General features: G+C 62.1%; 12 protein-coding genes. 3 read left to right on the forward strand and 9 right to left on the reverse strand.

The features are described 5' to 3' along the window. The first annotated feature begins 51 nt into the window (after window positions 1–51). Window positions 52–1,833 (forward strand): ABC transporter transmembrane domain-containing protein, encoded by a 1,782-nt coding sequence (locus ACSMXM_RS02755; RefSeq protein WP_460313741.1) that lies wholly within the window; start codon window positions 52–54, stop codon window positions 1,831–1,833. Window positions 1,834–1,873: 40 nt separating this feature from the next. On the opposite strand, the gene ACSMXM_RS02760 is transcribed toward ACSMXM_RS02755, so the two are convergent. The 5 genes from ACSMXM_RS02760 to gltX all read right to left on the reverse strand — a co-directional run bounded on the left by ACSMXM_RS02760 (window position 1,874) and on the right by gltX (window position 8,327). Next, window positions 1,874–4,144, reverse strand: coding sequence for a putative bifunctional diguanylate cyclase/phosphodiesterase (locus ACSMXM_RS02760; protein ID WP_460313743.1), 2,271 nt, complete (start codon window positions 4,142–4,144; stop codon window positions 1,874–1,876). A gap of 126 nt (window positions 4,145–4,270) precedes the next feature. Beyond that, on the reverse strand, window positions 4,271–4,924 hold the full coding sequence (locus ACSMXM_RS02765; RefSeq protein WP_460313744.1) for a glutathione S-transferase family protein: 654 nt from the start codon (window positions 4,922–4,924) through the stop codon (window positions 4,271–4,273). A 107-nt stretch (window positions 4,925–5,031) separates the two neighbouring features. Continuing rightward, a complete protein-coding gene (locus ACSMXM_RS02770; RefSeq protein WP_460313746.1) occupies window positions 5,032–5,574 on the reverse strand; it encodes a hypothetical protein in 543 nt (180 codons plus the stop codon). Between the two features lie 12 nt (window positions 5,575–5,586). Beyond that, window positions 5,587–6,873 (reverse strand): citrate synthase, encoded by a 1,287-nt coding sequence (locus ACSMXM_RS02775; RefSeq protein ID WP_460313748.1) that lies wholly within the window; start codon window positions 6,871–6,873, stop codon window positions 5,587–5,589. A 32-nt stretch (window positions 6,874–6,905) separates the two neighbouring features. Continuing rightward, the gene (gltX, locus tag ACSMXM_RS02780) at window positions 6,906–8,327 is read right to left on the reverse strand and encodes a glutamate--tRNA ligase (RefSeq protein ID WP_460313750.1); all 1,422 of its coding nucleotides are present in this window, start codon (window positions 8,325–8,327) and stop codon (window positions 6,906–6,908) included. Window positions 8,328–8,385: 58 nt separating this feature from the next. On the opposite strand from gltX, the gene ACSMXM_RS02785 reads away from it, so the two are divergent. Continuing rightward, entirely contained in the window at window positions 8,386–10,500 is a 2,115-nt protein-coding gene (locus ACSMXM_RS02785) for a ComEC/Rec2 family competence protein (RefSeq protein ID WP_460313753.1), read from the forward strand. Window positions 10,501–10,619: 119 nt separating this feature from the next. Here the strand turns inward: ACSMXM_RS02785 and ACSMXM_RS02790 are convergent, their stop codons facing one another. From ACSMXM_RS02790 to ACSMXM_RS02805, 4 genes are read right to left on the reverse strand one after another with little or no spacing between them, the layout of a single operon-like run. Next, window positions 10,620–11,249: a hypothetical protein gene (locus ACSMXM_RS02790; RefSeq protein WP_460313755.1), complete on the reverse strand. Its 630-nt coding sequence runs from the start codon at window positions 11,247–11,249 to the stop codon at window positions 10,620–10,622. Window positions 11,250–11,265: 16 nt separating this feature from the next. Further along, the gene (locus ACSMXM_RS02795; RefSeq protein ID WP_460313757.1) at window positions 11,266–11,532 is read right to left on the reverse strand and encodes a DUF3618 domain-containing protein; all 267 of its coding nucleotides are present in this window, start codon (window positions 11,530–11,532) and stop codon (window positions 11,266–11,268) included. Further along, entirely contained in the window at window positions 11,529–11,891 is a 363-nt protein-coding gene (locus tag ACSMXM_RS02800; RefSeq protein WP_460313759.1) for a phage holin family protein, read from the reverse strand. The genes ACSMXM_RS02795 and ACSMXM_RS02800 overlap by 4 nt, the downstream gene beginning before the upstream one ends. Then, window positions 11,892–12,440 carry a hypothetical protein gene (locus tag ACSMXM_RS02805; RefSeq protein ID WP_460313761.1) on the reverse strand — a complete coding sequence of 183 codons (549 nt, stop codon included), beginning with the start codon at window positions 12,438–12,440 and terminating at the stop codon, window positions 11,892–11,894. 134 nt (window positions 12,441–12,574) lie between these two features. On the opposite strand from ACSMXM_RS02805, the gene eno reads away from it, so the two are divergent. Then, the gene (gene eno / locus ACSMXM_RS02810; RefSeq protein ID WP_460313763.1) at window positions 12,575–13,855 is read left to right on the forward strand and encodes a phosphopyruvate hydratase; all 1,281 of its coding nucleotides are present in this window, start codon (window positions 12,575–12,577) and stop codon (window positions 13,853–13,855) included. The last annotated feature ends 86 nt before the right edge of the window (window positions 13,856–13,941 follow it).

Consider the following 13,941-nt stretch of genomic DNA (forward strand, 5'->3'; position numbering starts at 1 on the left):
TTGTGTTTGTAGTCTCGACGATCGTCCTGCACGGCTTTAAGTGCCGCTCGAATGGCTGATATACCCACCGCCGATTTGCCGCCGAAGAGCCGTAAATTCTCGCGTCTCAAGATCGTCTGGGACTTTGCACGCGCGTACCCAATGCAGATCGTGGTTTCGTTGCTGGCCCTGATCGTCGCGGCCAGCGCGACGCTTGCCATACCGCAGGGACTGAAGCTGGTCGTCGACCGCGGCTTCGGCAATGAAGACCCTGCGGCTATCGCGCCATATTTCCTGGGTCTGATTGCCATCGTCATCGTCATGGCAATCGCAACCGGTGTTCGGTTCTATTTCGTTTCCTGGCTGGGCGAACGGGTGGTTGCCGACTTGCGCGTTGCCGTCCATCGCAACCTTCTGTCCCTCGACCCCGCCTATTTCGAGGAGAACCGCCCCTCGGAAATAGCAAGCCGGCTGACCGCCGACACATCCGTCATCGAACAGGTAGTCGGAACCAGTTTTTCCATTGCGCTCAGAAACACCTTCATGGGGCTGGGCGGGATCGTTTATCTGTTCTACCTCAGCCCGAAGCTGACTGGTCTCATCCTTCTCGTCATCCCACTGACGATTGGTCCGATCATTCTTCTGGGTCGTAAGGTGCAGAACCTCAGCCGCACCAGTCAGGATCGTATCGCTGACGTCGGGGCGATCATTTCCGAAACTCTGGGCGCGATCAAAATCGTTCAGGCATTCACGCAGGAATCGCGGGAAAGCCGCAGGTTTGCCAATGCAGTCGATGACGCTTTTGCTGCCGCCCGCCGCCGCATTCGTATCCGTGCGCTGCTAACAGGGGTGGTCATTCTGCTGATCTTTTCGGCGATCACCCTCGTCTTGTGGCAGGGCGCGGTGGACGTCATTACCGGCCGCATTACCGGCGGTACGATCACCGCCTTTGTCTTCGCCAGCGCGCTCGTTGCGGGTGCGTTCGGCGCCCTTACCGAGGTTTATGGCGACGTCATGCGCGGCGCGGGTGCGGCGGGGCGACTGGCAGAGCTCCTGGCCCAGATTCCCGCCATCCGCCCTCCCGAAACGCCAATTGCCTTGCCTGCCTCTGGAATGGGCAGGGTGGAATTCCGCGACGTCACCTTTCTTTACCCGACGAAGCCGGGTGTCGCGGCGATCAAAAATTTCGATCTGAAGGTAGCGGCGGGTGAAACCGTTGCTGTAGTCGGACCCTCAGGCGCTGGGAAATCCACGCTGTTTCAACTTGTTCAGAGATTTTACGACCCGCAGGAGGGCAGCATCCTTGTGGACGGCGTCGCCATCGACGAAGTGAGCCCGCTCGACCTCCGTTCGCGTCTCTCGGTGGTCCCGCAGGAAACCGTCGTCTTCGCCGCGACGGCGGGACAGAACATCGCCTATGGCCGTCCCGATGCCAGCGAAGAACAAATTTGGGAGGCGGCGAGAAACGCGAACGCCGATGGCTTTCTGCGCGCTCTCCCTGAGGGGCTCGACACATTTATGGGCGAGGCCGGCACCCGCCTGTCGGGCGGCCAGCGGCAACGAATCGCCATTGCGCGGGCGATCCTGCGCGACGCCCCCATTCTGCTTCTCGACGAGGCGACCAGCGCTCTCGACGCTGAGTCCGAACGGGATGTCCAGCTTGCGCTGGAGCGTCTTATGCAGGGACGCACCACGCTCGTTGTTGCGCACCGGCTTGCCACCGTCCGCAATGCAGATCGCATCGTTGTCATGGATGAGGGGCGGATCGTCGCAGAGGGAAACCACGACCAGTTGATGCGCCATGATGGCCTTTATGCCCGCTTGGCGAGGTTGCAGTTCGACGACGCCGCCTGAGGCACCCGACGCCTGCAACCCGCGCTAATAGCGCTTCGGCCTATGCGCTTTTTGCCGTGGGCATTCTGTCTGTGTCGGGCAGCCTGACCAGTTCGCGGGCGGCCTCCGCCGACATGGGTTTTCCCGTCAGATAGCCCTGGATCTGGTTACACCCCATTTGCTGCAGGGCAGCCAATTGGCCGGGCAGTTCGATGCCTTCTGCGACCGTCACCATTCCCATGTCGCGCGCCAGTCCGATCACGGCCTTGATGATGGCATGGCAATTCTTGTTGTTCTGCATGTCGATGACGAAGGATCTGTCGATCTTGATCTTGTGGAACGCGAATTTCTGCAGATAGCCCAATGACGAGAACCCCGTACCGAAATCATCCAGAGAAAACCGGATTCCAAGCGCGCGCAGCCGCTCGAGCAGAGCGCGCGTCCGGCGGCTTTCCTGCAGCAGCACCCCTTCCGTAATCTCGATCTCCAACCGCGATGGCTGCAGACCGGACGTGCGGAGCGCCTCGGCAACGATATGTTCCAGCCCATCGCCGCGCATCTGCAGGGGCGACACGTTGATTGCGACGCTCAGATTGCCCGGCCATCTCGCCGCCTCCGCCGTTGCGGAGCGGATGACCCATGCGCCCAGTTCGTTGATGAAGCCGCTTTCCTCGGCCAGCGGAATGAATTCCGCAGGAGAGACAAAGCCGCGTGTAGAGTGCGTCCAGCGCAGCAGCGTCTCAAAGCCTTTTACCTCCAGCGTCCGGGAATCGACCAGCGGCTGATAATTGAGGTAGAATTCGCCCCGTTCCAGACCCTGCTCCATCTCGGCGATCAGGGTTCGCCGGGCCGTGGCGCTGGCATTCATTTCCTTGTCGAATTTCTGCCAATTCTTCCGGCCGGCCTCGCGCGCTGCGCGAAGGGCTGTTTCGGCGTTTTGCAGCAGAGTCGGGAATGTCTTCGCATCATCCGGCGCCGTGGCGATACCGATGCTGACCGACATGTGCACCAGTGCGCCCGCGCCTCTGATCGGCAGAGACATTTCTTCCAGAATCTTTCCGGCAAGCGTCTCCAATTTGGCGGATACCTGGACAGAGGAAACCAGCAGCGCAAACTCGTCGCCACCCAGGCGTGCGACGATGGCGTTGCGGCCTGCTATCATTTGCAGCCGGCGCCCCGTCTCCTTCAGGATGGCGTCGCCGGCACGACTGCCATGCTCCTCATTCAGGGATTTGAAATGGTCTATATTAATGAGGAGAAGGCCGGTTTTCCGTGATCCTGCCGCCTCCGCCAGATACTGGATGGCTTGATCTTCGAAGGTCTGGCGATTGGAAAGGTCCGTAAGGGCGTCGTAATGCGCCAGGCGTGATACGCGTTCCTCGGCCCGCATCTCGCTCGTCACGTCGCTGATGACCCCGCGAAACGCCGGTCCCCCCGGCTCCTCTACCGGCCGCGCCGTCAGTGACCACCGCCGCTGCTCGCCGCGTGTACCCAGCGTCACGACGAGCCTTTGCACGGGCTGGTGGGTTGCGAGCTTATCGGCCAATTGCCGTTGCGCCTCATCCGGTACGAACAGAGACAGGAAATGGCGTCCCTCAAGATCCCCCACCCGCATGCGCGCAAGCTGCGCGAACGGGGCGGTGACGTTCAGCAGGTGGCCGTCCTTGTTCAGAGAGAACAGCCGGTCGGAACCCTGCTCCTCATATTCGTTCAACAGATTTCGCGCGATGCCGCCCTGCCACTCCGCGCGCACGCGACGGGCCAGGCTGCGGCTGGTATCCTCCATGATGTCCGCCAACAGCCAGGCGATCAGGATGGCGGCATTGCCCAGCCACCAAGCGCTCGTCTGCTGGATCGCGTAGCATGCGGTCAATAACGCCAGACCGACGCAGACAGCGGCCAGTTTCGGGCCATTGGGCAGAAACCTGGCAGAGGCGGTGGCGATAAAGGGCAGGGCGGAAAGCATCGCCAGCAGCGACATCTGCAACGACGTCGGCAGGTCCGGCAGCACAAGATAGGTGACCGTGAACAGCGGAATGATGGCAAGGCTATATTCGGCGACGATGCGCCCGATCGCGACATCGATGCCCTTGTCGCTGGCCAAGCGGGCCGCGGCGGTCAGCAGCAGAAGCCCCGCGACCGAAATCCCCGCGCCCCAAAAGGGCGCAAATTGGGGCAGGGCGGCCCAGAACAGCAGGCCATAGGTCGCCAGCGCGACCAACGCCAGGCTGCCCCTTGCGGTTACCAGGCCTGCGCGGTGTGCCTCTATCTGGGCGGCAAGGATGGCGGCGGGTGGGGGGGCGCCCGTCTGATCCTCTTTGATTGTCCTCATTTTTGACACGGGGGGTACTTGTCTCCGTCGGCCATCCGTCCCCTTGGTTATCGGCCGCAAAACCCTTCAAATCCGTTTAAAAAGCCCCGCTATTATGGGCAAGAAACATCGATTATGGCTTGTTAATCAGCTCAGCATCGGCGTCATGCCGGGCTCGGCCTTTGCCATCGCGGCGCGGTAAGCATCCCGTTGACCGATGCGCTGCAGCCATGCGCGAATATTGGGAAAGGGTTCGACGCTTGTCTGGCGAAATGCCCGCCCAGTCGTCAGGGCATAGCCCATATTTATGTCCGCCAGGGTCAGGGATTGGCCGCCGAAATAATCGGCCTCGCCCAGACGCGCTTCGATCATGGCCCAAGCCTTCGCATTGCGATCGCGGCTAAAGACCTCGGCGGGGTTCCCTTCTGGTGCGTTCGCGATGGTCAGCATCAGGGACAGCATGGCCGTGGCCATGAACGTGCCGTTTGCCCAATGAAACCAGAAAAGATGATCCGCATGATCCGGACTGTCCGGCCCGGGTGCGAAGCTGGCGCGCTGGTCGGGGGTGCCGTGGGTGGCGAGGATATATTCCAGGGTCGCGCCCGATTCACCCAGAACCAGATCGCCGTCGGTAATAACCGGCGCAACGCCCATCGGCGACAGGGCCTTGTATTCGTCGGGTGCCAGACGATTGTCGGACCGCCGCTCATAGACTTTCAGTTCGTAGTCGAGGCCCAATTCCTCTGCTAGCCAGACGATACGCTCGGACTGCGACAGGCGCAGGTGATGAATGGTCAACATTTTCTGTCTCCTCCCGAACCTTATGTCCGCTGGAAACTGAAAAGTCGATCAGGCCGTCTGGTCCATGGCGTTGGCTGATACGGCGATCACTCCAATGTCACCGACGCCTAATCCTCGTTGGTTTCTTCATTCAGCTCTTCATAGTCCACGGGCGGGGGCAGGGTGCAGCCGCGTTCGATGGCGCGACCTTTCAAATAGCTGCGTCGCGCAACACCGGCCAGGATGGCCGCCCTATAGGCGCGTTCGCGGCCCGCGCTACCCGTTACTTCCCGCACCACCCCGCGAAACGGGATCAGCATTCCCGCCCCGAATTTCCCCGCAAGCCCAAGAGCGGCATTGCGGCGCTTTTCGGTAAGTGACGGGTCGTCCGTAACCGTGTCGAAATCCGGGCCCAGCACTTCGTTCATCTGCGTGATTTCGGCACCCAGACGCGCACAACTGGCGGGTTCGGGCAGCCTGTAAGGATCATCCAGAATACGCTGGATCGCATCCTCCACCTTTGGCTGAACGATCCCGACGTCGCTAAGCGGCTGTATGGCGGCATCCCGCGCCCGTTCACCGGTCGATGCGCCGCCGGGATCCCTGCTGACGGCGCATGCCTGCAGGCTGAGTGTCGCCAGCGCGCCAATTATCACGAAACGAGCGCGCATGGCGACAGGTCCTTATCTATTTTCGAGCCGGACATAGTCGCGCTGGACCGGCCCGGTATACAATTGGCGGGGGCGACCGATGCGCTGGTCGGGATCCGCGATCATCTCGTTCCACTGGGCGACCCAGCCGACTGTGCGCGCCAGCGCGAACAGCGCCGTGAACATGGACGTCGGGAAACCGATGGCGCTCAGGATGATGCCGGAATAGAAATCCACGTTCGGGAACAGCTTCTTCTCGACGAAATAATCGTCGTTCAGGGCCATTTCCTCCAGTTCCAGCGCCACGTCGAAAACGGGATCATTTACGCCGAGGGCGCCCAGAACTTCGCGCACCGTTTTGCGCATCACGGTCGCGCGCGGATCGTAATTCTTGTAAACGCGATGGCCGAAACCCATCAGGCGGAACGGGTCGTTCTTGTCCTTGGCGCGCTCAATATATTTCGGGATCTCGGAAGGATGTCCGATTTCCTTCAGCATGTTCAGCGCCGCCTCATTGGCACCGCCATGGGCAGGGCCCCACAGGCAGGCAATGCCGGCCGCGATGCAGGCAAATGGGTTTGCACCCGACGAGCCGGCCAGGCGGACGGTCGACGTGGACGCATTCTGCTCATGATCGGCATGCAGGATGAAAATGCGGTCGAGAGCACGCTCCACCACCGGATTGACTTCATAGGGCTCGGCCGGAACGCCGAACGTCATTTTCAGGAAATTGCCGGTGTAGCTCAGCGAGTTGTCAGGGTAGAGCGTCGGCTGGCCGACGGCATATTTATACGCCATCGCTGCGATCGTTGGCATCTTGGCGATCAGGCGGTGCGACGCGATCTTGCGCTGTTCCGGATCGTTGATGTCCGTCGAATCATGATAGAATGCCGACATCGACCCGACGACGCCACACATGATGGCCATCGGGTGGGCGTCGCGGCGGAAACCGCGGTAAAGTTCGCGCAGCTGCTCGTGCACCATCGTATGAAGAGTGATCGTGCGGGTGAAATCGTCATACTCGTCCGGCGTCGGCAGTTCGCCGTTTAGCAGAAGGTACGAGGTTTCCATGAACGAGGAATCTTCCGCCAGGTCCTCGATCGAATAACCGCGGTGCAACAGGACGCCCTTCTGCCCGTCAATATAGGTCAGCTTCGATTCACATGAGGCGGTCGACGTAAAGCCGGGATCGTATGTGAACCGGCCCGATTTGCCATAAAGGGTGCGGATATCGACGACATCTGGACCGATACTGCCCTTGTGGACCGGGAATTCTATGTTCTCATCGTCGAGGGTCAGATTTGCCGTCGTGTCGTTCATGTCTACTCCGTTCCGGTTCGGGCGGCCCTTGTTCAGGACAGCCGGTCGTCAATACGTGCGAGGCTTTCCTCGCGGCCCAGTAGTTCGAGCATCTCGAACACGCCAGGCGACTGCGTTCTGCCCGTCAGCGCGGCGCGCATGGGCTGGGCGATCTTACCGAGACCAACGCCTTCCGCTTCCGCAAGCTCCCTTAGAAGATCGCCAAGCGGTTCCACCGCCCATTCATCCGCCTGGGCGAGCGTCGATCGCGCCTTGCCGAGAAGCTCGCCGCCATCCTTCTCTAGCACCGCAGAGGCCTTCTCGTCGAGATTTAAGGGGCGGGTGCGAAACAGGAAAAGTGCACCGTCCGCCAACTCATTGATATTCTTTGCGCGGGGTTTCAATTCTGGCATTGTGCGCAGCAGCAATTCGCGTGAGCGATTATCAAGATCCCGCCCCAGCTCGGCACAAATGGTGGGTTCCACCAGCTTCGCCAGCCGCTCGTCATCAGCCTGGCGGATATAGTGTGCATTCAGATTTTCCAGCTTCTTCGTATCGAAACGCGCCGGGTTGCGCCCGACTCCCTTCAACGAAAAAAGCTCCAGAGCGCGCGGCCGGTCGACGATGTCCTCGTCGGCATGTCCCCAGCCGAGGCGCAGCAGATAATTTTCCAGCGCTTCTGGCAGAATGCCCAGGTCGCGATAGGCCTCCACGCCCAGCGCGCCATGCCGCTTCGACAATTTCGCGCCGTCGGAGCCGTGAATCAGCGGGACATGCGCCCATTGCGGCATGGGCCAGCCCATCGCTTCTATGATCACCCGTTGGCGAAACGCATTGTTCAGATGATCGTCGCCGCGGATCAGGTGCGTGACGCCCATGTCGTGATCGTCGACGACGACCGCCAGCATATAGGTTGGCGACCCGTCGGAGCGCAGCAGGATGAAGTCGTCCAGTTCCGCATTCGGTACGGTGACCGTGCCCTGCACGAGGTCGTCAATGGTGGTCTCGCCTGTCTGCGGCGCCTTCAGCCTTATGGTGAAGGGCGCACCCTCCGGCGCGTCTGCCGGGTCGCGGTCGCGCCACCGCCCGTCATAGCGGATCGGACGCTTCTCGGCCTTCGCGGTTTCGCGCATCTCCGTCAGCTCTTCGGGCGTCGCATAGCAGCGATAGGCTGCACCCCGTTCCAGCAGGGCATGGGCGACCTCGGCATGACGGTCCGATCTTTGCGATTGATAAACGGGGTCGCCGTCCCAATCGAGGTTCAGCCACCGCATGCCGGAAAGAATCGCGGCGATTGCATCATCCGTGGACCGCGCCTTGTCGGTATCTTCGATCCGCAACAGGAACTTTCCGCCATTCGCGTGCGCGAACAGATAATTGAACAGCGCCGTGCGGGCTCCGCCAATATGCAGATAGCCGGTCGGTGACGGCGCAAAGCGCGTCACGATATCGCTGGAGGCTGCGCCTCTTTCCATTGGGTCCCTCTGGGCTAAAGGTGGTGACACTGGCGGGAAAGGGGGCCAGCTTCGCGCCATGCCTAGCATCGCCGTTCGCGCCGTTCAAACGATTGCCGACCGGCATTTTGCCGCTTTTGAGGATTGGCTGGCGGCAGAACGTCACCAACTGCCCTTGTTCATTCCGATCGCTCTGGGTGCCGGCATTGCCGCCTGGTTCGCCATTGCCGCTCCTGCCGGCTGGATTGGCGCCATCTGCCTCGCAATGGCCGTCGCTGCGGCCGGCTTGTTTCGAGAGGGGCTAGGTGCGCGGCTGGTTATCATCGGCGGCATTTTGGTTGCGGCAGGCGTCGGCATCGCCTGGTGGCAGGCGGAACGCGTCGCCGCGCCGGTACTGGAGCGTACGCACTTCGGCGTAGAGCTGGTGGGCACGGTAGCAGCCGTTGAACATCTGCCCGCTCGCGACAGAACCCGGCTGCTGGTCGGACAGCTAGCGGGCTTTCCGCCTGACATGGCCGTTCGCCTGAGCTTTCGCACCGTACCAGAAGATCTGGGGCCGGGTGCGCGTATCGCCGTGAAGGCCACGATATCGCCGCCACCGGGGCCCAGCGTTCCCGGCGGCTATCATTTCGCACGGCGCGCCTGGTTCGAGGGGATTGGCGGCACCGGCTATGCGCTGGGCGATGTGACGGTCCTGTCGCCTGCGCCGCCGCCGACGGGATTTTCCGCCTGGCTGGCAAATTTCCGGGCGACGCTGACCCGCCAATTGCAGCAGGGGGTCGGGGGCCGTGCCGGCGGCGTTGCTGCCGCGTTGGTGACCGGCGACCGCGGCGGCATCGAGCCTGAAGTGACCGAGGCCATGCGCGACAGCGGTCTTGCGCATCTGATCGCCATCTCCGGACTGCATATCGCCGTCGTCGTTGGCGGTACGCTTTGGCTCGTTCGGCGTATATTGACCCTCTGGCCATGGTTCGCTCTGCGATTTGACGCGCGGATCGTTGCCGCCGCCTTCGCCGCACTGGCGGGGATTGCCTATACGCTGATTGCCGGGGCGGGGGTGCCAACGGTGCGCGCCTGCATCGCCGTTCTTCTGGTCCTGATAGGCCTGGCCGCCGGCCGCGAGGCGATCAGCCTCCGGCTCGTCGCGGTAGGTGCGACCGTCATTCTGATTTGGCGACCCGACTATCTGCTCAGCCCCAGTTTCCAGCTCAGCTTTGCCGCCGTCACCGGCATCGTGGCGTTGTATCAATCGACCTGGGGAAAGCGCTGGAGCCAATCGGACCGCGAGGGCGGATGGCCGACCCGATTTCTGCGCGGCATTATCGCCCTGATACTGACCGGCATCGTCGCGGAACTGACGATCGGTCCGATTGCCCTTTACCATTTCAATCAGATGGGTCTGTTCGGGGCGGGCGCCAATTTGATCGCCATACCGCTTACCAGTTTCCTGATCATTCCGCTCTTGGTCCTCGCCGTTCTTCTTGGCGGGTCGGTCTTGGTCGCACCGGTATACACAGCGCTGGGTGCGACCATCGACATTCTGATCGGGCTTGCGGAATGGGTGTCTGGCCTGCCGGGCGCGGTCGCTATGGCTCCGGCCATGCCCGTCAGCGCGTTTCTGCTCATCGTGGCGGGCGGGTTATGGATATGTATCTGGCAGGGTCGGCGCAGGTGGGCAGGCATTTTGCCGGCTGCGGTCGGGGTCGCAATCGCCTTTGTCGCGCCGCAGCCGGATTTATTCGTCAGCCCGGATGGAAAGCATTTGGCTTATCTCGATGGCGACAGCATCGCAATGTTGCGGCCACGCGCGGGGGACTTCATCACTACCATGTGGTCGGGGGCGGCAGGTTCCGATGCCGTTGCGCGCCTTGAGGATCGGGAAGATGCGGATTGTACGCCCGCTGCGTGCCGCCTGTTGTTGCGGCACGGCCCGCGCCGCTGGGACATTCTGGCGACGCGCAGCCGCGACCTGATTGCGCGCCCGCAGTTTGAAGCTGCATGTCGCGAAAGCGATCTCGTTATCAGCGACCGCTATTTGCCACGCTGGTGCCGTCCGCGCTGGCTACGATTGGGGCGCCGCGAATTGAACAGGCTGGGTGCGGTGTCGATCGATCTGGCGAGCGGGCGGGTGCGCAGCAGTGCCGCCGAAGACGGCGCGCATCCATGGGCCCGAGGACACGAAAAGAGCCCATGACCGCCCGCCTCGACGATCCGCCCAAGATACCGGGCTTCACCGGGCTTTGTCGAAAAAAGGCAGCCACGTTCCCCAACGGGGAGTGACTGCCTTTTTTCCGGGCCAGGTGCGACCGGGGTTTAGCCGACTTCGCCTTTTGCTGCCTGTCCGGCGCTTTTGGCGGCTTCGACTGCCTGATCTTTCATCTCACTCAGGTGCGATTTCGCCTGGTCTTTCAGGCCCAGTTCGTCAACGCGCTCCAGCCCGGCGGTTTTCGCCGCTGCCGCTGCCGCCGCCGCCTGATCGAACAGGCCGTCGCGAATGCCGCCGATCGCCCTGTTTTCCTGACGCGTGCGTGGCAAGAGAAGGCCGATGGCTGCACCGGCCAGAAGGCCCAGACCCGCCGCCGTCAGCGGATTGGCTTCGACTTCGCGGGCGGTACGTTCCCGTGCGGCGGCTGCACTTTCCTGCGTTCTTGCCCAGCTCTCACCGCCATATTCGCGCGCTGCCTCGTACCTCTCCTTGGAATAGTCGCGCGCCCGTCCATAGCGGTCGGACGAATAGTCCTTCGCTTCGGCGTATTTCTGCGCCGTATAGTCCTTGGCCGCCTTTGCGTGGTCGGTGGTGTAATCGCGGGCCGCGCGTGCATGCTCGGTGGTGTAGTCCCGCGCCGATGCTGCGGCGCCCTTCACGCTGTCTGCGGCACCGGAAACGGTGCCCTTGGCCTTCGCCATTTTACTGTCGCTGGTATTCCGGTCGTTCGTGTCCATGTTATCAAACTCCATTCTAATCGTTATCGCTCAAGCGCCACGCGGCGAAGAGCCCCAAAAGTCCCCCGAGGAAGCCGACGGCAACGGGATATTTTTGCACGGTTCTCCGCGCTACCTCGACCTGGTCTGCGATCTCGCCCTTTGCCGCTTCGGTCGCATCGTGGATCAGGCGAGCCGGGGACAGGCGTGTCTCCATCGCGTCGATGATCTCACCGATCCGCTGCCGCGAGACTTGTGCCTCTGCCCGGTAATGGGCGATTGTGTTCTTGCCTCCGCCCTTCATTGCGACTTCGCCAATCCTGTCGGCGTACCCCCAAAGATGCGGACAAAGCGCTTTCGTCCGATCTGAAAGAGTACGGCTCCCAGAACCACGCTGACCAGCGTGACGATGGCTGCGGCTGCGACCGTGCTCATCGCCGTCGCCAACAGGGCGCCCAGGGTAAACATCAATGTCAGCAAGGCGATGAAACCGAACGCCCCACCCGCGGCGATGAACAGGACAGAAGTGCCTGCAATCGTCAGACGGCGCGCCAGCTTGGCCTCGACCAGGCGGATCTCAGCAGCAACCAAATCGCTGCCGGCTTCCGCCAGGTCGTGGACCATCTCGCCAAGACTTGGCTCCTTGTTGTACCCCTCAGTCACTTAGGCGTCGTAGCGTGTCGTGCTGGTGGTATTGTTGGCCTCGGTGTCGCCGGCCCGCTCGCTCGCTTTGATGAAGCGAGAGATCATGAAGCCGACTGCGGCGGCGGCCCCGATGGCGATCGCGGGTGAACGGCGAACGATTTCCCGCGCGTCGCCGATAATCTCGTCGACGGATTTCTGGTCCAGCGTGTCGCCGAACCTGTCGATGCTGTCTGCGGCCGTGTTTACGTATCCGCTCAGCATCGATGCCTGTGTTCCCTCGAACTGCTTCGCGGCGTCACGTGTCGACTTGGCCAGCGACTTCACGCTTTCCGCCGCTTTTGCCTTGCCTTCTTCTGCGGCACCGCGGGCCCTGCTGCCGGCGTCGCTCGCCAGCCGTTTCGCCTGACCCTTGACTTCGTCGCGACGGCGCCCGCCGGATTGTTCGTCCTGCGAGGACTCGTTCTGGGCAACATTCTGGTGCTGGGAAATGGTCGGATGCGTGGTTGTGGCACCCATGGGAGCGGAGGGGGTGCTTACGACGGTTTCGCCGGGAATATTGTCAGGCATGGATATGGGTCCTCTTTTTTCCTTTGTATTACCATGGCAACGCCGTGCCGTGCCTGCGGTTCCGCCGCCGTTGAGCTTCGATGCTGCACCCGCTAACAGCGCCGCAAACCACGCCTTCGGATAAAGGATCATTCATGACCGCAATCATCGATATTCATGCCCGCCAGATCATCGACAGCCGGGGGAATCCGACGGTCGAAGTCGACGTCCTTCTCGAAGATGGCAGCCAGGGCCGCGCGGCCGTCCCCTCCGGCGCGTCGACCGGCGCTTACGAGGCTGTTGAAGTGCGCGATGGCGACAAGAGCCGCTGGCTGGGCAAGGGCGTCGGCAAGGCAATTGATGCGGTCAATGGCGAAATACTCGACGCGCTTCTGGGCGCCGAAGCAGAGGATCAGCTTGAAGTGGACGCCGCCATGCGTTCGCTCGACGGCACGGAAAATAAGGGGCGGCTGGGCGCGAATGCCATTCTGGGCGTCAGCCTAGCCAATGCGAAGGCGGCGGCGAATGCACGCGGCCTGCCGCTTTATCGCTATGTCGGCGGCACGGCGGCAAACGTCCTGCCTGTGCCGATGATGAACATCGTCAATGGCGGCGCGCACGCGGACAATCCCATCGACTTTCAGGAATTCATGATCATGCCCGTGGGCGCCGAGACCTTTTCAGAGGGGCTGCGCTGGGGCACTGAAATCTTCCACACGCTGAAGGCGGCGCTGGCCAAGGACGGCCTCGCGACCGCCGTGGGGGACGAGGGCGGCTTCGCTCCAAATCTCGCCAGCGCAGAGGCGGCGCTGGATTACGTCATGGCGGCCGTACGTGATGCCGGTTTCGAACCGGGGAAAGAGGTCATGCTGGCCCTCGACTGCGCGGCGACCGAATTTCACAAGGACGGCGCCTATCATTATGCGGGCGAGGGCGTGACGCGAAGCGTCGATGAACAGGTCGCCTATCTGGCCAAGCTGAGCGCCGACTACCCCATCCTGTCGATCGAGGATGGCATGGACGAGGACGACTGGGACGGCTGGGTCGCCCTGCAGCAGCGCATCGGCGACAAGGTCCAGCTGGTTGGCGACGATCTGTTCGTGACCAATCCCGCGCGCCTGAAAACCGGTATCGAGAGAGGGGCCGCCAATTCGATCCTGATCAAGGTCAACCAGATCGGCACGCTTTCCGAAACGCTGGATGCCGTGAATATGGCGCACCGCGCGGGCTATACCTCGGTCATGTCGCACCGCTCGGGCGAGACGGAGGATTCGACGATTGCCGACCTCGCCGTCGCCACCAATTGCGGCCAGATCAAGACGGGCAGCCTTGCGCGGTCGGACCGGCTCGCGAAGTACAACCAGCTTCTGCGGATCGAGGAAGAACTGGGCGAAGCCGCGCATTATGCCGGCCGCGACATTTTGCGCGCAAAATAGGCTCTCTTATATGTCGCGGCTGGCCCCTCCCGGGTCGCCGCGACATCTAGAATCGGGTGTCCTTTCGAGCGCCTTGAGGCTAGCAT

The sequence above is a fragment of the Pacificimonas sp. ICDLI1SI03 genome, assembly GCF_054740865.1.